Raw genomic sequence first — 18988 nt, 5'->3', positions numbered from 1 at the left:
TCGTAGGTACTACGAAGCGTCGTAGTCGACAGGAGGTCGGGTCGTGACCGCACTGGAGCTCTCACGCCTGCAATTCGCCGTCGTCACCGTCTACCACTATCTGTTCGTCCCGCTGTCGATCTCGCTCTCGGCGCTGACGGCGGGCCTGCAGACCGTGTGGTGGCGCACTCGGGACGACCGGTACTCGCGGGCCACCCTGCTCGCCGGGAAACTGCTGACGGCCACCTTCGCCGTGGGCGTGGTGACCGGCCTCGTCCAGGAGTTCCAGTTCGGGCTCTCCTGGTCGGCGTTCGCGCAGTACTACGGCGACGTCTTCGGCCCCACGCTCGCGATCGAGGGCATGCTCGCGTTCTTCCTCGAGGCCACGTTCCTGGGCCTCTGGTGGTTCGGTCGCGACCGGCTGCGCCCCGGGCTGCACCTCGCCACGATCTGGGTCGTCGCGATCGGCACCCTGGTCTCGGCCTACGTGATCCTCGCGGCCAACGCCTTCATGCAGCACCCGGTCGGCGCGGCGACCGACCCGGCGACCGGGCGTGCCGTGCTCGGGAGCTTCGGCGCCCTGCTGACCAACCCCGTCGTCGTCGCCTCGTTCCCGCACACCATCGCGGGCGCGTTCATGTCCGGCGGCGCGCTGCTGATGGCCATCGGGATGTGGCGGCGCCGGGACGACGCCGAGCAGGCGCCCACGTGGCGCGTCCTCGCCCGCGTCGGCGCCTGGACCACCCTCGTCGGCGGTACCGCGGTCAGCCTCACCGGCGACGCGCTGGGCAAGGTGATGACCGCGGTCCAGCCCATGAAGATGGCCGCCGCCGAGGCGCTGTACGAGACCACCGGGCACGCCCCGTTCAGCCTCGTCGCGATCCAGCTGCCCGGCATGGCGCAGCCGTGGTCGCTCGACGTGCCGTGGCTGCTCAGCTTCCTGGCCACCGGCGACCCGACCGCCACCGTGCAGGGGATCGACGACCTGCAGCGCCGGTACGAGCTGCAGTTCGGCCCGGGGGACTACACGCCGTGGATCCCGGTCGCCTACTGGACCTTCCGTCTCATGATCGGGCTCGGGGTCCTCGCCACGGGCATCGCCGCCTACGTCCTCTGGCGCACCCGCCGCGGCCGCGAGTTCACGCCCACCTGGTTCGCCGACCGCTGGCTGCTGCGCTTCCTCTGGGTGCTGCCGGTCCTGCCGACGGCCGCGGCGACGTTCGGCTGGCTGTTCACGGAGACCGCCCGCCAACCCTGGCTCGTGTTCGGCCTGTTCCGCACCCACGACGGCGTCTCGCCCACCCTCACCCCGATCGAGCTGACCGCCTCCCTCGCCGGGTTCGCCCTGGTCTACGGCGTCCTCGCCGTCGTCTGGGTCCGCCTCGTGCTGCACGTCTCGCGCCGGGAGCCGGCGCCGCTGCACCCGACGTCGGGAACGGAGCAGGAGCCCGAGCCCGTGCTGGAGATGAGCTACTGATGGACGTCCTCTGGTTCGCCCTCGCGGTCCTCTGCTGGGTGCTGTTCCTCGCCCTCGAGGGGTTCGACTTCGGCGTCGGCATGCTCGCCCCGGTCCTCGGGCGCGACGACCACGAGCGCGGCGCGGCGATCCGCACCGTCGGGCCCGTCTGGGACGGCAACGAGGTGTGGCTGGTCGCGGCGATCGGCGTGACCTTCGCGGCCTTCCCCGCCTGGTACGCCGCGCTGCTCTCCGGGCTCTACCTGCCGATGGTGCTGGTACTCCTCGCGCTGGCCGCGCGAGGCGTCGCGATCGAGTTCCGCGGCAAGGTCGACACCCCGGCCTGGCGGCGGCGCTGCGAGGTCACCCTCGCGGTCTCCTCCTTCCTGACGGCGGGTCTGTTCGGTGCCGTCGTCGCGGTCGCGACGACGGGCCTCGCGCTCGACCCGGCCGGAGCCGTCGTCGGGACCGGCCTGGAGCGCTCGCTCGCCCCGCTGCTGTCCTGGCCGGCGCTCGCCGGAGCCGTGCTCGGCGTCCTCGCGGCCCTCGTGCAGGGCACGACGTTCCTCGGGCTGCGGACCACCGGGCCGGTCCGTGTGCGGGCGCAGCGGGTGGCGGTGGCTGCCGCCGTGGCCGCGGCCGTCGGCGCGGCCGGGGTGGGCGTGGCCGTCGGGGGGTTCGCGGCGCTGTTCGCCGGGGTGATCGCCCTGCTCGCGGTGGCCACGGCCGTCGCCGCCGGGTGGCGGTACGAGGGGGCGGCGTTCGCCGCCGCGACCCTCGGCGTGGTGGGGGCGGTCGTCGCGGCGTTCACCGCGCACGTGCCGGTGGTGCTGCCCTCGACGCTCGACCCGGCGTCGTCGCTGACCATCTCGGGCGCGGCCGCGTCCCCGTACGCGCTGACCGTGATCACGGTCGGAGCGGTGCTGATCCTGCCCGGTGTGCTGGCCTACCAGGCGTTCTCGTACTGGGTGTTCCGGCGGCGGGTCGCGAGCGAGCGGATCGCGGCGTGAGCGGCCCGGTCGACCCGCTGCTGCTGCGCCTGGCGCGCCCGGCCCTGCCCGGGGTGGCGGGGCAGGTCGTGCTGGGGGTGGTCGGCGCCGTGGCCGACGCGGTCGCGCTGGTCGCGGCCGGGCTGCTCGTGGCGTCGCTGGTGGGAGGGGCGCACCCCAGGGCCGAGATCGCGTGGCTGGTCGGTGCCGTCGTGGTCCGGGCGTGCGTCGCCGCGGTCTCGCCGTGGGTCGCGGCCGGCACGGCGACGAGGGTGGTGGAGCCGCAGCGCGAACGGCTCCTCGACGCCCGGGACGCCGACGCCGACGCCGAGCGACGCGACCCGGGCGCGGGCCGTCGTCGGGAACTGGCCGCCGGAGGCATCGACGACCTCCGCGCCTGGTTCACGTCCTACCTGCCCGCGCTCGTCCTGGCCGCGGTGCTCCCGCCGCTGGTGCTCGTCGGGCTGTTCCTCGCCGACCGCACCTCGGCGCTGATCGTGCTGGCGACCCTGCCGCTGCTGCCGGTGTTCGCGGCGCTCGTCGGGTGGGCCACCGAGAAGCGCGCGGCCGCGCAGTGGGACGCGGGGGAGCGGCTCGCCGGGCACGTGCTCGACGTCGTCACCGGGCTCGCGACGCTGCGTCTGTTCGGCCGGGCGCGGCGACAGGTCGACGAGGTCGCGCGGACCGGCGAGGCGCACCGGCGGGCGACCGCGTCGGTGCTGCGGGCGGCGTTCCTGTCGTCGACGGCGCTGGATCTCGTGGCGACGGTGTCGGTGGGGTTGGTCGCGGTGTCGGCCGGGCTGCGGGTGGTCGACGGTTCGCTCGGGCTCGCCCCGGCGCTCGTCGCGATCCTGCTGGCGCCCGAGGCCTACCGCCCGATCCGGGAGGTCGGGGCGCGGTTCCACGACGCGCAGGTGCCCGCCGGGCTCGTGAGTACGTCTCCGTGCCCGGGCACGGAGACGTACTCCCTGGGCGCTCGCGCCACCTCGGTCCGCGTCCGCTACCCCCACCGCCGGGCCGACGCGCTGGCGCTGGACACGCTCACGGTGGCGCCTGGGGAGGTCGTCGCGCTGGCAGGGGAGTCGGGCGCAGGGAAGACGACGCTGCTCCGCGTGCTGGCCGGTGCGATCCGGGCGGACGAGGGCACCGTCGAGGTCGGCGGGCCCGTGCAGTACCTGCCGCAGCGTCCGACGCTGCCGCACGCGCGGACGGTCGGTGAGGCCCTGGGGTCGTCGGACCGCTCGGTGCTGGACGCGCTCGGGCTGCCGTTCGACGTCGGGGCGCCGCTCGCCGAGGAGGGCGGCTCGGTGTCGGCCGGGCAGCGCGAGCGGCTCGCCCTCGCCCGGGTGCTCGTCGCGCTCGCGGCCGAGCCCCGCCAGACGGTGCTGCTCGACGAGCCCACCGCCCACCTCGACGCCGCGACCGAGGCCCGGGTGCTCGAGCTGCTGCGTGCCGCCGCGTCGCGCGGGGCGGCGGTGCTCCTCGTCGCGCACCGTCCGGCCGCCCTCGCCGCGGCCGACCGGGTCGTGACGGTGACGCGCCCGGCGGGCCCCGTCCGGCGTGAGGGGAACCCTGAAGCCACACGAGCGCTCGAGGGTTCCCCTCACGCTGCGGGTGACGGTTCTCGCCACCGGTTCCCGACGGCGGGTGGGGTCGCGCTGGGGGCCGGCTCGGTGCTCGCCGGCCTCGTGCTGACCGCCGCCTCGACCTGGCTCATCGTGCGCGCCGACGCGCGGCCGCCGGTGCTGACGCTGTCGATCGCGGTCGTGATCGTGCGGGCGACCGCCGTGCTGCGTCCGCTCCTGCGCTACCTGGAGCGACTCGTCACCCACGACGACGCCCTCGCCCGGGTCGCCGGCTGGCGGCGGGCCCTCGTCGCCGTGCTGGTCGACCGCGTGCCCGGGACGGTCGCGGGACGGCGGGGCGACCTGCTGGCGCGGGCGGTGAGTGACGTCGACGTGCGGCTCGACGGTCTCGTGCGGGGCCGGCAGCCGCTGCTGGTGGCCGTCGTCGTGCTGCCGGTCGTCGTGCTGGTCGCCTGGCTCGCGGTGCCCGCGACCCTGCCGGCGCTGGTGCTCGGCCTTGGCGTCGCGACCGTGGTGGTGCCGCCGCTGGCCGGGGTGCTGGCGCACCGCGACGGCCCGGCGCTCGACCGGGCGGGCGACCGCCTGCGGGCCGCCGTCGTCGAGACCCTCGCCGCCCGGGAGGAGCTCGCCGTCCGCGACCGCGACGACGTGCTCGCCGTCCCGCGTGCCCGGGTCGCGGAGCTCGACCGGGCGCGGCGCCGGGCCGCGCGGCACGAGGGTCTGCTCGACGGGCTCGCCCACCTCGCGCTCGGCGTGACGACGGTCGGGGCGGCGCTCACCGCGGTGTCGCTCGACGCGTCGCCGGAGCTCGTCGGGATCGTCGTCCTCCTGCCGATCGCGCTCGCCGGGACCGTGCTCGCACTGCCCGCCGCCGCCCGCGCCGTCGTCCGCGGTGCCCAGGCCCGCGCGCGGCTCGAGGGGCTCGCGGCCGTGGCGCCGCCCGCGACGGAGCCGGACATGGATGGCTCATCGCTGTCGTCAGGTGCGCGAACGGCGCCACCGACGCCCGATGAGCCCGGCGACACGAATGGCTCATCGCTGTCGTCAGGTGCGCGAACGGCGCCACTCACGTCCCGCAACGGTGACGCGCTGCTCCCACTCGGTGCGTTCCGGGCGCCGTCGTCGATCGCGGTGCACGACCTCGTGGCCGGGTGGGGCGACCAGGAGGCGCTCCGTGGGGTCGACCTGGACCTCCCGCGCGGCGCCCGGGTGGCGGTGACGGGTGCGTCGGGCTCGGGGAAGTCGACGCTGGCGGCCGTGCTGCTCAAGTTCCTCGACCCGTCGTCGGGAGCCGTGACGATCGACGGCGTCGACGTCCGGGAGCGGCCGGGTGACGACGTCCGGCGACGGGTCGGCCTGCTCGGCGACCATGACCACGTCTTCACCGCGTCGGTGCGCGCCAACCTGCTGCTCGCTGCGCCCGACGCCGCCGACGACCGCCTCCACGCCGCGCTGCGTCGCGTGCACCTGGACGGCTGGGTGGCCTCGCTCGGGGACGGGCTGGACACGGTGATCGGGCCGGGCAGCATCTCGGGCGGGGAACGACGACGGCTCGCCGCGGCCCGGCTGGTGCTCGCGGGCGCGGGCGTGTGGGTGCTCGACGAGCCGACCGAGGGGCTCGACGTCGGGACCGCCCGGGCCCTCATGGCCGACCTGCTCGACGGCGACCGCACCGTCCTGCTGCTCACCCACCGCCCGGAGGGACTGGACCGGATGGACACGGTCCTCGAGCTGGCCGAGGGCCGGCTCCGGACCCGAGCACTCGTCGCTGCGCACTGACCGCGGTCCTCCGCCTGTCGTTGCGAATCCGAACGACAGGAGGGCGGTGTGGCGGAGGGAGCCCGCGACAGGGTCGCCGGGCGGCTACGAGGCAGCCCACGACAGCACCGCGGGCGACCCGCCGGCGGGACGATCAGGCGAAGTCGCCCGCGGCGTGCCGGACCTGGGCGAGCAACCGGAACAGCGTCTGCGCCTCGTCGGCCTCGAGCCCGACCAGGCCGAAGTCGACGCCCGTCACCGCCGCCGTCGCCTCCTCGCAGCGCAAGCGGCCCGCGTCCGTGAGCTCGACGAGGGTCGTGCGCTTGTCGTGGGGGTGCGGGGTGCGGCGGACGAGGGCCGCGCCCTCGAGCCGGTCGACGATGTTGGTGATCGACGTGGGGTGCAGTTGCAGCCGCTGGCCCATGAGGTTCATCGGCAGCGCGCCGTGCCGGGAGAACGTGAGCAGGACGAGCGCCTCGTAGCGGGCGAAGGTCAGCTCGTGCGGGCGCAGCGCGGCGTCGACGGCCTGCTGGAGGATCTGCTGGACGCGGAAGACGCTCGTGGTGGCCGCCATCGTGGTGGCGTCGCCGATCCGGGTCGACCAGATTCCGGCGGCCCGCTCGATGGGGTCGAACGGCAACGGGTCGGACGCGGGCATCGGCGGGAATCTAGCAGGATGATGGACGGATGATCGTCGCGTTCAGTGTCGCCCCGAGTGGCGGGGAGTCCGATTCGGTGAGCGAGGCCGTGGCGGCCGCCGTCCGCGTGGTGCGCGAGTCGGGCCTGCCGCACGAGACCTCGTCGATGTTCACCTCGATCGAGGGCGAGTGGGACGAGGTGATGGACGTGGTCAAGCGGGCAACGGAGGCGGCGGGCCACTACGGGAGCCGCGTCTCGCTCGTGCTGAAGGCCGACATCCGGCCGGGCTGGACCGGTCAGATGGACGCGAAGGTGGCACGGGTCGAGGAGCATCTGTCGAGCTGGCAGGATTGATGACGTGGCACGCCCCGATCCCCGTCAGGCCGCGCAGGCGGCAGCCCTGTCCTCGGCCATGGCCGGGGCCGTCGACCTCTCCGGGCTGAAGGCCCGGGCGGAGCAGCGCTCGGCGCCGCCGGCCCGTCCGGCCGCGCAGCCCCCGGCAGACGGCGCTCCGGGTCAGGCACCGACGGCCGGCTCTTTCGTCATCGACGTCACCGAGGACACCTTCCAGACCGAGGTCCTCGAACGCTCGATGACGGTCCCCGTCGTCGTGGACCTCTGGGCCGAGTGGTGCCAGCCCTGCAAGCAGCTCTCGCCGACGCTGGAGAAGCTCGCCGCCGAGGGCAACGGGTCGTGGATCCTCGCCAAGGTCGACGTCGACGCGAACCCGCGCATCGCCCAGATGTTCCAGGTGCAGTCGATCCCGACGGTCTACGTCGTGGTCGCGCAGCAGCCGGTCACCTCGTTCTCCGGGGTGCAGCCCGAGGAGCAGCTGCGCGGCTGGATCGCCCAGATCCTCGACGCGCTGCGCGACCGCATGCCCGGGATCGCGGAGGCCGAGGCGCGCGGTCCGGCAGAGGGCGCGGCCGAGCCGGTGCCGGAACCGGAGGACCCGCGCTTCACCGCCGCCGAGGACGCCCTCGAGCAGGGCGACTACGACGCCGCGATCGCCGCCTACGAGCAGATCCTCGCCGCCGAGCCCGCCAACGCCGAGGCCCAGGCCGCGCTCTCCCAGGTGCGCTTCATGGCCCGCGCCGAGTCCGCCGACCCGTCGGCGATCGCCGCGGCCGACGCGAGCCCCGACGACGTCGCCGCGCAGAAGGCCGCCGCCGACGCCGAGCTCGCCGGGGGGCAGGTCGAGGCGGCGTTCGACCGGCTCGTGAAGACCGTCCAGCGCACGGCCGGCGAGGACCGCGACGCCGCCCGCGAGCACCTGGTCTCGCTGTTCGAGCTGTTCGCACCGGACGACCCGCGGGTCACCACGGCCCGCCGCGCCCTCGCCCGCGCCCTCTATTAGCCGTCGGTCTCCGACGCCCGTTCCCGACGACGGGTCTCCACGGCGATCGCGGTCAGCGCCACCAGCGCCGCGACCGCTGGGACGAACCCGGCGAGGCGATCCGTCGTCAGGGTGAGGGCGGCGCCGAGCGCCGCGCCGCCGGCGAACGAGCCCACGATGCCCGCGAGCACGCCGAACCGGCGGCGGGCCTCCGGTGCCCGGTCGGCCACCCAGCTCGCGAACTCGGCGACGAGGCTGCGGAGGTTGCCGGTGGTCACGGTCGCGTTGTAGGGGACGTCGCCGACCTTCTTGAAGGTCGACACCTGCAGGGCCGCGACGAACGCGACCGCCACGGTGACGACGGTGCCGGGCAGCGCGAGCGCGGCGACGACGGCGAGCACCAGCGCCTCGGCGCCGAGCACCACGCGGGCCGGCCGCCGCAGCGCCCGGCGCGCCCACGGGCGGGCCAGCGACTCCGCCACACCCAGCCCCACCAGGAACGACAGCAGCGGGGGCACGTGGCGCAGCGCCTCGGCGAACTCGCCGCGGATCAGCCCGATCGCCAGCAGCACCACGTTGCCGGTCTGGGCGTTGGCGAACACCCCGCCGTAGCCGACGTAGGTGTAGGCGTCGAGGTAGCCGCCGACCGCGCTGAGCAGGAAGCCGACCCCGAGCGCCTCGGGGTGGTGGCGGATCGTGGCCATCGGCCGCTCAGCGTAGGGCGAGGCAGCGGTCCGCGCCGACGTCGACCCCCAGCCGGAAGTCGGCGATGCGCGCGTAGGCCGTGGTGTCGGCGACCGCGCCGTCGGTGGCCGTCGCGGCGTCGCCACTGCGGCGCAGCAGGTTCACGGCCTCGTCGAGGTCGCCGGGGGAGAGGCTGAACCCGGAGCCGGGCGCGCCGACGTCAGCGGTGTAGGCCCCGGCGAGGCAGAGCGCGGCGCGGCCCGCGGCCGCACCCGTCGTCGGGCGGTCCAGCGCGGCCAGGGCGGCGAGCGCGTAGCGGGAGGCGAGCAGGGTGCCGCTCGCGTAGTCGCCGAGCCCGTCGTGGACGCCCTGCAGGGCGTCGTCGGTCTGCAGGATCCCGCCGCTGCACAGCCCCACCGCGCCCTGTCCGCACCCGTCGCGGCCCGCGCGGATCGTCGGGGCCGTCCACGAGCCGTTCTTGGCCCGGACCAGCCCGCCGAAGAACCGGTCGAGGTCGCTGCCCATGGCGCTCAGCAGCTCGGGCAGCGGCAGGTTCCCGCCGCTCTGGGCGTCGGAGAGGGTGGCGAAGGCCTGCTGGGTGAACGTGCGGTTCTGCAGCGTGATCTGCGCGCACGTCCCGACGCCGCCGTCGTAGCCGTCCTGGAACGACGAGACGCGGTCGAACGCGTTGCCGTGCGCCCGGTCGTCCCGGGCGTCGGTGCCCACCGGGTCGCGGAAGGTGATCAGCGCGCTCATCGCGGCGTCGATGCCGGCGTCGCCGGTGCGCAGGTCGGGTGTCTGCCCGTCGTGCACCGCGCGCAGGAAGGAGCCCGCGTAGCAGTCGGCCTGCCCCTCGGACAGGATCGTCGGCGCCCCGGAGCCGAGGCTCGCGCTGCTCGGCACCACGCCCTGGAGCCGCTGCTGGATCGCGTGACCGAACTCGTGGGCGAGCACGACGACGACCGCCGAGTCCCCGAACTCGTCGCGCAGCACCGGGACGAGGGCCGCCCGGTCGTAGGCGATGACGTCGGCCCGCGGGCAGTAGAACGCGTTGCCCTCGACCTCGTCCGTCGAGCTCGTGCAGGGCGGCGGCGGCCCGGGGCGCGACGAGTCGACCGAGAAGTAGCCCCGTAGCGGCTCGAAGCGCCGTCCGTCCGCCAGGCGCGGGAACTGCCGGCCCCACCAGCCCTCGAGGTCGCGGAGCACGGCGGCGGCCAAGCGGTCGTCGTCCGAGCCGTCGTTGTCCCGGACGAACTGCGGGTCGAGCCCGGCGCTGACCTGCGGGCCGGCGAACGCCCGCCCGTCGACCGCCGCGGCGCACCCGGCGGTGAGCAGCACGGCGAGCACCGCCGCCACCGCGAGCACGACCCGGATCCGCACGACGATCAGTGTGCGCGACCCGGGTCGGCCGTGGGGGCGGATCCGGGCGATCGGCGCTCGGCCCGGACGGTGTGGGTTTCCTGGCGTCGAGTGCAAGCAGTGACGCATTGCTTGCACCGGGAGGTGCTCAGGCCCCCTCGTGCACCAGCCACAGCATCCCGGAGGCGGGCAGGGTGATCTCCGCCGACGCGGGTCGGCCGTGCTGCGGCACGGAGGCCGCGAACACCGAGCCGAAGTTGCCCGCCCCGTCGCCGCCGTAGATCTCCGCGTCGGTGTTGATCACCTCGCGCCAGCGGCCGGCCTGCGGCATCCCGATCCGGTAGCGGTCGTGCACGATCCCGGCGAAGTTCGCCACGCACACCACGTCCGGGCCGCCCGTCGGGTCGTGCCGCACGAACGAGAAGACGTTGCCGCCCGCGTCGTTGGCGTCGATCCAGGAGAAGCCCGCCGGGTCGGTGTCGGCGACGAACATCGCCGGATGCGCCCGGTAGGCGGCGTTGAGGTCGGAGACGAGGCGCGCGACCCCGGCGTGCAGCGGGTCGTCGAGCAGGTCCCAGTCCAGGGAGCGCTCCTCGGACCACTCCCGGACCTGCCCGAACTCCTGACCCATGAACAGCAGCTGCTTACCGGGGTGGGCCCACATGTAGGCGAGCAGGGCCCGCAGCCCGGCGGCCTTGCCGTGGTCGCCACGGCCCATGTCGGGCATGCGGGTCCACAGCGAACCCTTGCCGTGCACCACCTCGTCGTGGCTGAACGGCAGCACGTAGTTCTCCGACCAGGCGTAGGTCAGCGAGAACGTCATCTGGTTGTGGTGGTAGCCGCGGTGCACCGGGTCACGCATGACGTAGTCGAGCGTGTCGTGCATCCAGCCCATGTTCCACTTCATACCGAAGCCGAGGCCGCCGAGGTGGGTCGGGCGGGTGACGCCGGGCCACGCGGTCGACTCCTCGGCGATCGTCACGACGCCGAGGTGGTGCTTGTAGACGGTGGCGTTGAACTCCTGGAGGAACGACACCGCCTCGAGGTTCTCGCGCCCGCCGTACTTGTTCGGCACCCACTCCGAGCGCGAGTAGTCCAGGTAGAGCATCGAGGCGACGGCGTCCACGCGCAGGCCGTCGACGTGGAACTCCTCGAGCCAGTACAGGGCGTTCGCGACGAGGAAGTTGCGGACCTGGGAGCGCCCGAAGTCGAAGACGAGCGTGCCCCAGTCGAGCTGCTCGCCGCGGCGCGGGTCGCCGTGCTCGTAGCAGGGCGTGCCGTCGAAGTGGGCCAGGGCCCACTCGTCGCGGGGGAAGTGCGCGGGCACCCAGTCGACGATCACGCCGATCCCGGCGCGGTGCATGGTGTCGACGAAGGCCCGGAAGTCGTCGGGCGTCCCGAACCGGCTCGAGGGCGCGTAGTACGACGAGACCTGGTAGCCCCACGACCCGCCGAACGGGTGCTCGGCGACCGGCAGCAGCTCGACGTGGGTGAAGCCGCGCTCGGTGAGGTAGCCGACGAGCTCGTCGGCCAGCTCGGCGTAGGTCAGGCCCTGGCGCCACGAGCCGGCGTGGAGCTCGTACACGCTCATCGGCTCGGCGTGCGCCCGGGATTCCCGACGACGGGTCATCCAGGCCTCGTCGTCCCAGGTGTGGGTCGAGGCGGTGACCACCGAGGCGGGGGTGGGCGGGAGGTCCGCCGCGAACGCCATCGGGTCGGCCTTGTCGAGCCACACGCCGGCGGGGGTGAGGATGCGGAAGCCGTAGCGGGTGCCGAGCCCGACGCCGGGGAGGAAGAGCTCCCACACCCCGGAGCCGAGCGCGCGCATGGGCGTGGCGGCGCCGTCCCAGCTGCCGTGCTCGGGCGCCCAGTCCCCGACGACGCGCACACCGCGGGCGTTCGGCGCCCACACCGTGAACGACGTCCCCTCGACCGGCCCCGACGGCGTCGGCCAGCGGCGGAAGTGCGCCCCGAGGGCCTCCCACAGCCGCTCGTGGCGGCCCTCGCCGATGAGGTGCAGGTCGACCGGCCCGAGCACGGGGGAGAAGCGGTAGGGGTCGTCGACGATGCGTTCGGTCGCGTCGCCGTGGGCGTCCCCGCCGGACTCGTCCGTGGTCCGCACCGCGAGCCGGTAGTGCGGCAGCGGTCCGGGCACGGGGCCGGCGAACAGGCCGGAGGTGTCGACGGGGGCGAGCGGGTAGCGACCCGCCGTCGGGCCCGCCTCGACGACGACGTCGACCTCGTCGGCGCCCGGCTGCAACGTGCGGACGACGACGGTGCCGGGATTCTGCGGGCGGCGGTGCGGGCCGAGCACGCTGTGCGGGTCGCGGTGCGAGCCCTCGACGAGCAGGTGCACGTCGAGCTCGCCGGGGGCGACGGGCAGGGGGCCGGACGTCGGGGTGGGGCGGGTCATCGGTGGTGCGCACTCCGGGGTCGGGTTCTGGTGCGGTTCTCCTACCCCGCACGGCGGGGGCGGGAACCGGGCGCGCGGTGAGGGGAGGGTCGGGGCGTCCTAGTGGTCCGAGGCCCCGCGCGCGGGATCGGTGTCGTGCACGAGCCGCGCCATCGACCGCAGCGGGATGGTCAGCCAGTTCGGCCGGTTGCGGGTCTCGTAGAGCGCCTCGTAGACGGCCTTGTCGAGCTCGTAGGCGCGCAGCACGGCCAGCTGGTCGCGCGGGTCGGTGCTCGCGATCGCGGCGTAGCCGTCGCAGAACGCGGACCGGTTGCGGTCGGCCCACTCCTGGGCGCGGCGTTGCAGGTAGGCGGGCGCCTCGGCCCCGGTCTCCCACTCGGCGAGCTGGTGGAACGCCGCGTAGTCGAACGAGCGGAGCATGGCCGCGACGTCGCGCAGCGGGGAGTCCGGGCGGACGCGGTCGTCCAGCGGGCGGGACGGCTCGCCCTCGAAGTCGATCGCGAGCCAGCCGCGCGGGGTGCGCAGCGTCTGGCCGAGGTGCAGGTCGCCGTGGATGCGCTGGACCAGCAGGCCCTCGTCGTCGGCGGCCCGGACGCCGTTCAGCACGCGGGCGATCTCCTCGCGCTGCGCGGCGACGGCCTCGACGGCTCCCGCGGCGAGGTCGAGCCGCTCGAGCATCCAGTCGGCGACCGCCGCGACACCGTCGGCGCCGAGCCGCTCGGTGCCCAGGGCACGGGCCAGCTCGATGTGGACGCTCGCGATGGTCTTCCCGAGCCGGTGGGCCTCGCCGGCGAAGTCGCCGCCCACCTCGTCGGGGCGCAGGTCGCCCTCGGCGAGCAGGTCCCGGACGCTGGTCAGCGCCATCGACCAGCCGTCGGCGGAGTTGGCGGCGTAGTCCTGCAGCATGGCGACGGTCATCGGCACCGGAGCACCCCCGTCGTCGGGAACGATCTCCCCCTCGATCGCGCCGAGCAGCGGCGCGACCTCGCGGGAGTTCTCGCGGCGCAGCGCGCGGTGCAGCTCGAGGTCGGGGTTGAGGCCCGGCGTCGCGCGGCGGAAGAGCTTCATGATCGCGCGCTCGCCGTAGATCACCGACGAGTTCGACTGCTCGCCGAGCAGCGGGCGCCCGGGGCCGACGATCGGGGCCTCGGTGCCGGGCTCGGGGACGAAGTGCAGCGACCCGACCGTGGTGTCGGAGACGATCAGCGAGAGCAGCAGGCGGCTGATCTCCCCGTCGGCGAGACCGTCGTAGACCACGCGGTCGCCGACGCGGCCGATCACGGCGTGCTCGAGCTCGCCGGACACCTCCGGCCGCGAGCCGAGCAGCAGCTGGAAGCGGTCGGTGGGGCCGTCGTCGGTGAACGACACCGCGATCACGGCGTGGGCCACCGCGGGGACCGCGTCGGCGGGCGTGATCTCCTGTTGGCCGACCAGGCGGACCCCTGAGACGGTGCGGTCCTTGGCGGCGAACCAGCGCTGGCCCGGAAGCCAGTCGGTCAGGGCGGGCAGCAGGGCGTCGAGGGTCGGAGCGCTCATCACCGCTCCTGCCCGGGCTGGATCGAGAACCAGTAGAAGCCGTGCCCCGGCAGCGTCAGCAGATAGGGCAGTTCACCGATCGGTGGGAAGGGGACGCCTCCGGTCAACTCGGTGAGCGTCCAGTCCTTCCAGGCGATCAAGTCGAGCTCCACGGGTTGCGGGAAACGGGACATGTTGTTGACGCAGAGCACCACGTCGCGGTGGCCGTCGGCGTCGACGGTCTGGCGGACGTAGCTCAGGACCGACGAGTTGGAACCGCCGAGCTCGTGGAAGTCGCCGAGCCCGAACGCCGGGTGCTGGCGCCGGATCTCGATCATGCGCCGGTTCCAGTGCAGCAGGCTCGCGCTGGAGTTGGACTGCGCCTCCACGTTGACGGCCTGGTAGCCGTACACCGGGTCCATGACGATCGGCAGGTTGAGCCGCCCCGGGTCGCACGAGGAGAAGCCCGCGTTGCGGTCGGGCGTCCACTGCATGGGGCTGCGGACGCCGTCGCGGTCACCCAGCCAGATGTTGTCGCCCATCCCGATCTCGTCGCCGTAGTAGATGACGGGGCTACCCGGGAGGGACAGCAGCAACGCGGTGAACAGCTCGAGCTGGTTGCGGTCGTTGTCGAGCAGCGGGGCCAGCCGGCGGCGGATGCCGATGTTGGCCTTCATGCGCGGGTCCTTCGCGTACTCCGCGTACATGTAGTCGCGCTCGTCGTCGGTGACCATCTCGAGGGTCAGCTCGTCGTGGTTGCGCAGGAAGATGCCCCACTGCGCGTTGTGCGGGATCTCCGGGGTCTGCGCGAGGATCTCCGAGATCGGGAACCGCGACTCGCGCCGGACCGCCATGAAGATGCGGGGCATCAGCGGGAAGTGGAACGCCATGTGGCACTCGTCGCCGCCGGCCTCCGGGTCGCCGAAGTACTCGACGACGTCGGCGGGCCACTGGTTGGCCTCGGCGAGCAGGATGCGGCCCGGGTACTCGTCGTCGATGACCTTGCGGCACCGCTTCAGGAACGCGTGGGTCTCGGGGAGGTTCTCGCCGTTCGTGCCGTCGCGCTCGAACAGGTACGGCACCGCGTCGAGGCGGAAGCCGTCGATGCCGAGGTCCAGCCAGAACCGCAGCGCGTCGATCATCGCCTCGCACACGGCCGGGTTGTCGAAGTTGAGGTCCGGCTGGTGGGAGAAGAAGCGGTGCCAGAAGAACTGGCCGCGCACGTAGTCGTAGGTCCAGTTCGACGCCTCGGTGTCGACGAAGATGATCCGCGCGTCGGGGTAGCGGGTGTCGTCGTCGGACCAGACGTAGAAGTCGCCGTACGGGCCGTCGGGGTCGCGCCGCGACTCCTGGAACCACACGTGCTGGTCGGAGGTGTGGTTCATGACGAGGTCGGTGATGACGCGGATGCCCCGGGCGTGCGCCTGGTCGACGAACTCGACGAAGTCCTCGACGGTGCCGAACTCCGGCAGCACCTTGCGGTAGTCGCGGATGTCGTACCCGCCGTCGCGCAGCGGCGAGTCGTAGAACGGCGGGAGCCAGAGGCAGTCGACGCCGAGCCACGCGAGGTAGTCCAGCTTGTCGGTCAGGCCCCGCAGGTCACCGAAGCCGTCGCGGTTCGAGTCGGCGAAGGCGCGGACGAGGACCTCGTAGAAGACGGCCCGCTTGTACCAGTCGTCCTCGACCGGCAGCTGGCGCGCGCGGCGGAAGTCCTCCGCGCTCGGTTCGACGACCTCGTGTCCCGGTTCGGCGACATGGGTGCTGGTGGGCGCGCTGGGGGTCCCGTCGTTCATCGCGCGCCACGGTAGTGGTCGGACCCGCCCCCGTGCCGCACCGGACGGGGTTCATTGTGTCCCCTGCCTCAGCGGTCCCCGTCCGGGTCGGCCGGGGCGCCCTCGATGACCATCGGCGCGCCCTGCTCCGGCCGCCGCGCGGTGGGGGCGCCACCCCCGATCACGACGACGGACGGGGCCATCCTGGCGCTGCCGGCCCGGACCGAGCGGGCCGCGGCCCGACGAGCGAGGGCACGGCGCACCGGCGGGACGAGCAGCACCAGCGCCGAGAGCGTCGAGAGCATGCCCGGCACCACGAGCAGCACGCCGGCCAGCGCGACGTACATGCCGTCGGCGACCTGCGCCTCGGCCGGGCGGCGGCTCTGCACCGCGCGCCCGAGCTCGGTGATGGAGCGCCGGCCCTCACGCCGCAGCGCCCACGCCCCGACGACGGCGGAGAGGACCAACAGGCCCAGCAGCCCCAGGAACCCGACCGCCTGGCCCACCAGGACCAGGACCCAGACCTCCAGGGCCACGTAGGCCAGGAACGCGAGCAGGAGCGGCACGGCTACCTCCAGGGAGGGAGACGGGGCGAAGCGGAGCTCGCCCCGTCGGATCTGTCGCTCCGTCCAACGTGCGGGGCGCCGCGAAAGTGCCCGGACCCGGCGTCGGGAAGGCCCCGGAGACGGACGAACGGGCCGTTCGTGCAGCTAGAGGCCACGAACGACCCGTTCGTCAGGTCCGACGGGTGAGCCGCTACCGCTTCTGCACCGACACGATGTGCGCGACGTCGCGCCACGGCTCGAGTCGGACGTAGTTCGCCTGGCCCCAGTCGAACACCTGGCCGCTGACCTCGTCGTACGCCCCGAAGCGCGCGAACGGGTCGAGGCCGAGCGCCGCCATGTCGAGGTGCAGCGTCCCCTCCTCGGCGCCGAAGGGGTTGAGCGTGACCACGCCGATCACGGTGTCGCCGGTGACCGGGTCGGTCTTGGACCAGGCCAGCAGCGCGTCGTTGTCGGTCTCGTGGAACCGCAGCGTCCGCAGCTGGCGCACCGCCGGGTGGGCGTGGCGGATCTCGTTGAGCCGCGTGATCCACGGCTGCAGGCTGCGGCCCTCGGCGAGCGCGCGGTCGAAGTCCCGGGGCCGGAGCTGGTACTTCTCCGAGTCCAGGTACTCCTCGCTGCCCGACCGCACCGGCTGCCACTCGAACAGCTCGAAGCCCGCGTACACGCCCCAGCTCGGCGCCAGCATCGCGGCCAGCGTCGCCCGGATCGCGAACATGCCCGGGCCGCCGGTCTGCAGCGACTCGTGGAGGATGTCCGGGGTGTTGACGAAGCAGTTCGGGCGGGCCTCGTCGATGCGGTCGCGGTGCATCTCGAAGAACTCGCGCAGCTCGTCGCGGCCGGTCCGCCACGTGAAGTACGAGTAGGACTGGCTGAACCCGGCCTTCGCGAGCCCGAACAGGCGTGCGGGGCGGGTGAAGGCCTCGGCGAGGAACACCACGCCCGGGTCGACCTCGTGGACCTTGGCGATCAACCAGGACCAGAAGTCGGCCGGCTTGGTGTGCGGGTTGTCCACGCGGAACACGCGCACGCCGTGGGAGAGCCAGTACAGGACCACCCGCAGCGACTCGGCGTAGATGCCGGCCGGGTCGGTGTCGAAGTTGACCGGGTAGATGTCCTGGTACTTCTTCGGCGGGTTCTCGGCGTAGGCGATGGTGCCGTCGGGACGGACGTTGAACCACTCCGGGTGCGACGCCGCCCACGGGTGGTCGGGCGCGCACTGCAGGGCGAAGTCGAGGGCGACCTCGAGGTCCAGCTCCCGTGCCCGCGCGACGAACGCGTCGAAGTCGTCGATCGTCCCGAGCTGCGGGTGGACCGCGTCGTGCCCGCCGTCGGCCGAGCCGATCGCCCAGGGCGACCCGACGTCGTCGGGGCCCGGCGTCAGCGTGTTGTTCGGGCCCTTGCGGTTGACCACGCCGATCGGGTGGATCGGCGGCAGGTACACCACGTCGAAGCCCATCGCGGCGGCCCGCTCGAGCTCGCGCTGCGCGGTGACGAACGTGCCGTGCACCGGCCTGCCGTCCGCGTCCCACCCGCCGGTCGAGCGCGGGAAGAACTCGTACCAGGCGCCGTCGAGGGCGCGCGGGCGCTCCACGAGCACGTGGTGGTCGGCCCCGCGCGTGATCAGTTCCCGCACCGGGCGCTCGGTCATCGTGTGCTGCACGGGCTCGGAGAGGGCCTTGGCCAGGCGTTCCACGAGCGGGCGCTCGGTGTCGCGCAGCGACGCGGCCGCCTCCCGCAGCGCGGTGGCGAACGCGAACGACGGCGGCATCTCGAGCGGCGTCGTCGCCTCGGTCGCGGGCTGGTGGGGGACCTCGTCGGCCGAGGAGCGGTCCTCGATCTGCGCGGCGCCCCGTTCGAGCAGCCGGGCCCCGCTCTCGAGGTCGTTGGCCAGCTCGCCCGGTCCCTGACCGGCCGCGACCTTCACCTCGACGGCGTGGCGCCACGTGGCCCACGGGTCGCTCCACGCGTCGACCCGGAAGCGCCAGAGGCCCTCCGTGTCGGCCACGAGGCTCGCCGCGGCCCGGTCGGTGTCCTTGCCGAGGCTGACCATGCGGACGCTGCGCTCGTCCCCGACGACGGGCGCGGTCGCGACCGCCTCCGCGTCGGCGTGGTCGACGTCCGCGCAGCGCTGCCAGACCAGGGTGGCGGCGATGGCGTCGTGGCCCTCGCGCCAGACCGTCGCGGTCACGGGGACGACCTCCCCGACGACCGCCTTCGACGGGAACCGCCCGCCCGACACCTCGGGTGTGACCTCGTCGATCCCCAGCCGACCCTGCGCGAGGCGGGCCCGCTCGGCGGCGAGGTCGGCGGTGCCGAGGGTGCCGCTGGTGCGGGCAGGGGTCGGCGCCGGCTCGGGGTCGGCCTGCGCGATCGCGTCCGCGACCGTGCTCGCCGGGGCCTCGGCGGGCGCGGCGCCGGCGGTCTCGGCCGCGGTCGGCGCGGCGACCTCGGGCTCGTCGGCCACCGGGGTGTCCTCGTCGGCCACCGGGGTGTCCTCGTCGGCCTTCCCGACGGCGGGCGTGGCGGGCTTGGTGGAGCCGCTCGTGAGGAGCCCGTCGGGCTCGGTTGCGGCGGTCTCCGGTGCGGCGTTCCCGACGGCGGGCGCGGCCGGCTCGGGTGCCGGGGGCGTGGTGGAGCCGCTCGTGAGGAGCCCGTCGGCGCCGGGGTGCTTCGCGGTGGTCGGCTCGGCCGGGGTCCACTCCGCGTCGGTGATCTGCTCGGCACGGCCCGGGGTCGCGGCGGCCGCCGTCGCAGCACCGGCCGCGACGGTCGCTCCGGCGGCGACGGCGCCGAGCGCGGCACCCGACCCGGTCGACCCGCCCGACGTGTCCGGCGTCCGCGGGGTGGGCTCGTCGAGCGGCTCGTCGGCCGCACCGCGACGCTGCAGGTCGAGGTCGTCGGTCGAGCCGGAGGTGCTGCCGGCGTGCACGTCACGG

General features: G+C 74.2%; 13 protein-coding genes. 5 read left to right on the top strand and 8 right to left on the bottom strand.

Annotated elements, in window-relative coordinates:
- The first annotated feature begins 43 nt into the window (after window positions 1-43).
- Genes A3CO_RS0125025 through A3CO_RS0125015 form a run of 3 tightly spaced genes read left to right on the top strand, consistent with a single transcriptional unit; the run spans window position 44 to window position 5789 of the window.
- Window positions 44-1456 carry a cytochrome ubiquinol oxidase subunit I gene (locus A3CO_RS0125025; protein ID WP_018335002.1) on the top strand — a complete coding sequence of 471 codons (1413 nt, stop codon included), beginning with the start codon at window positions 44-46 and terminating at the stop codon, window positions 1454-1456.
- Window positions 1456-2445, top strand: a complete 990-nt coding sequence (gene cydB, locus A3CO_RS0125020; RefSeq protein WP_018335001.1) for a cytochrome d ubiquinol oxidase subunit II — start codon at window positions 1456-1458, stop codon at window positions 2443-2445. Before A3CO_RS0125025 ends, cydB begins: the two co-directional genes overlap by 1 nt.
- Window positions 2442-5789, top strand: a complete 3348-nt coding sequence (locus A3CO_RS0125015; protein ID WP_018335000.1) for a thiol reductant ABC exporter subunit CydD/CydC — start codon at window positions 2442-2444, stop codon at window positions 5787-5789. Before cydB ends, A3CO_RS0125015 begins: the two co-directional genes overlap by 4 nt.
- A gap of 133 nt (window positions 5790-5922) precedes the next feature.
- On the opposite strand, the gene A3CO_RS0125010 is transcribed toward A3CO_RS0125015, so the two are convergent.
- Complete coding sequence (locus A3CO_RS0125010; protein ID WP_018334999.1) at window positions 5923-6426, bottom strand: MarR family winged helix-turn-helix transcriptional regulator; 504 nt, start codon at window positions 6424-6426, stop codon at window positions 5923-5925.
- Window positions 6427-6455: 29 nt separating this feature from the next.
- Here A3CO_RS0125010 and A3CO_RS0125005 point away from each other — a divergent pair, with 29 nt between their 5' ends.
- Together A3CO_RS0125005 and A3CO_RS0125000 are read left to right on the top strand one after the other, a co-directional pair.
- A complete protein-coding gene (locus tag A3CO_RS0125005) occupies window positions 6456-6761 on the top strand; it encodes an MTH1187 family thiamine-binding protein (protein WP_018334998.1) in 306 nt (101 codons plus the stop codon).
- Window positions 6762-6819: 58 nt separating this feature from the next.
- Complete coding sequence (locus tag A3CO_RS0125000) at window positions 6820-7764, top strand: tetratricopeptide repeat protein (protein ID WP_018334997.1); 945 nt, start codon at window positions 6820-6822, stop codon at window positions 7762-7764.
- Here the strand turns inward: A3CO_RS0125000 and A3CO_RS34250 are convergent.
- The 7 genes from A3CO_RS34250 to A3CO_RS0124965 form a co-directional block, all read right to left on the bottom strand.
- Window positions 7761-8447, bottom strand: a complete 687-nt coding sequence (locus A3CO_RS34250; protein WP_018334996.1) for a YoaK family protein — start codon at window positions 8445-8447, stop codon at window positions 7761-7763. The genes A3CO_RS0125000 and A3CO_RS34250 overlap by 4 nt on opposite strands.
- Window positions 8448-8454: 7 nt before the next feature.
- The gene (locus A3CO_RS0124990) at window positions 8455-9807 is read right to left on the bottom strand and encodes a neutral zinc metallopeptidase (RefSeq protein ID WP_018334995.1); all 1353 of its coding nucleotides are present in this window, start codon (window positions 9805-9807) and stop codon (window positions 8455-8457) included.
- A gap of 127 nt (window positions 9808-9934) precedes the next feature.
- Window positions 9935-12199 (bottom strand): 1,4-alpha-glucan branching protein GlgB, encoded by a 2265-nt coding sequence (gene glgB / locus A3CO_RS0124985; RefSeq protein WP_018334994.1) that lies wholly within the window; start codon window positions 12197-12199, stop codon window positions 9935-9937.
- A 99-nt stretch (window positions 12200-12298) separates the two neighbouring features.
- A complete protein-coding gene (locus A3CO_RS34245; RefSeq protein WP_018334993.1) occupies window positions 12299-13735 on the bottom strand; it encodes a maltokinase N-terminal cap-like domain-containing protein in 1437 nt (478 codons plus the stop codon).
- A complete protein-coding gene (gene treS, locus A3CO_RS0124975) occupies window positions 13735-15507 on the bottom strand; it encodes a maltose alpha-D-glucosyltransferase (RefSeq protein WP_018334992.1) in 1773 nt (590 codons plus the stop codon). Before treS ends, A3CO_RS34245 begins: the two co-directional genes overlap by 1 nt.
- A gap of 68 nt (window positions 15508-15575) precedes the next feature.
- The gene (locus A3CO_RS0124970; protein WP_018334991.1) at window positions 15576-16052 is read right to left on the bottom strand and encodes an FxsA family protein; all 477 of its coding nucleotides are present in this window, start codon (window positions 16050-16052) and stop codon (window positions 15576-15578) included.
- Window positions 16053-16242: 190 nt separating this feature from the next.
- Window positions 16243-18318, bottom strand: coding sequence for an alpha-1,4-glucan--maltose-1-phosphate maltosyltransferase (locus tag A3CO_RS0124965; RefSeq protein WP_026204982.1), 2076 nt, complete (start codon window positions 18316-18318; stop codon window positions 16243-16245).
- Window positions 18319-18988 lie beyond the last annotated feature (670 nt).

The sequence above is a fragment of the Actinomycetospora chiangmaiensis DSM 45062 genome, assembly GCF_000379625.1.
Taxonomy (GTDB): Bacteria; Actinomycetota; Actinomycetes; order Mycobacteriales; family Pseudonocardiaceae; genus Actinomycetospora; species Actinomycetospora chiangmaiensis.
This window is presented reverse-complemented; position numbering and strand designations above follow the sequence as displayed.

What these genes read in the sequence shown, in the direction of transcription:
- cydB (WP_018335001.1), top strand. Translation starts at nt 1,456, where the DNA reads ATGGACGTCCTCTGGTTCGCCCTCGCGGTCCTCTGCTGGGTGCTGTTC.
- A3CO_RS0125010 (WP_018334999.1), bottom strand. Translation starts at nt 6,426, where the DNA reads ATGCCCGCGTCCGACCCGTTGCCGTTCGACCCCATCGAGCGGGCCGCC.
- A3CO_RS0125005 (WP_018334998.1), top strand. Translation starts at nt 6,456, where the DNA reads ATGATCGTCGCGTTCAGTGTCGCCCCGAGTGGCGGGGAGTCCGATTCG.
- A3CO_RS0125000 (WP_018334997.1), top strand. Translation starts at nt 6,820, where the DNA reads ATGGCCGGGGCCGTCGACCTCTCCGGGCTGAAGGCCCGGGCGGAGCAG.
- A3CO_RS34250 (WP_018334996.1), bottom strand. Translation starts at nt 8,447, where the DNA reads ATGGCCACGATCCGCCACCACCCCGAGGCGCTCGGGGTCGGCTTCCTG.
- glgB (WP_018334994.1), bottom strand. Translation starts at nt 12,199, where the DNA reads ATGACCCGCCCCACCCCGACGTCCGGCCCCCTGCCCGTCGCCCCCGGC.
- A3CO_RS34245 (WP_018334993.1), bottom strand. Translation starts at nt 13,735, where the DNA reads ATGAGCGCTCCGACCCTCGACGCCCTGCTGCCCGCCCTGACCGACTGG.
- treS (WP_018334992.1), bottom strand. Translation starts at nt 15,507, where the DNA reads ATGAACGACGGGACCCCCAGCGCGCCCACCAGCACCCATGTCGCCGAA.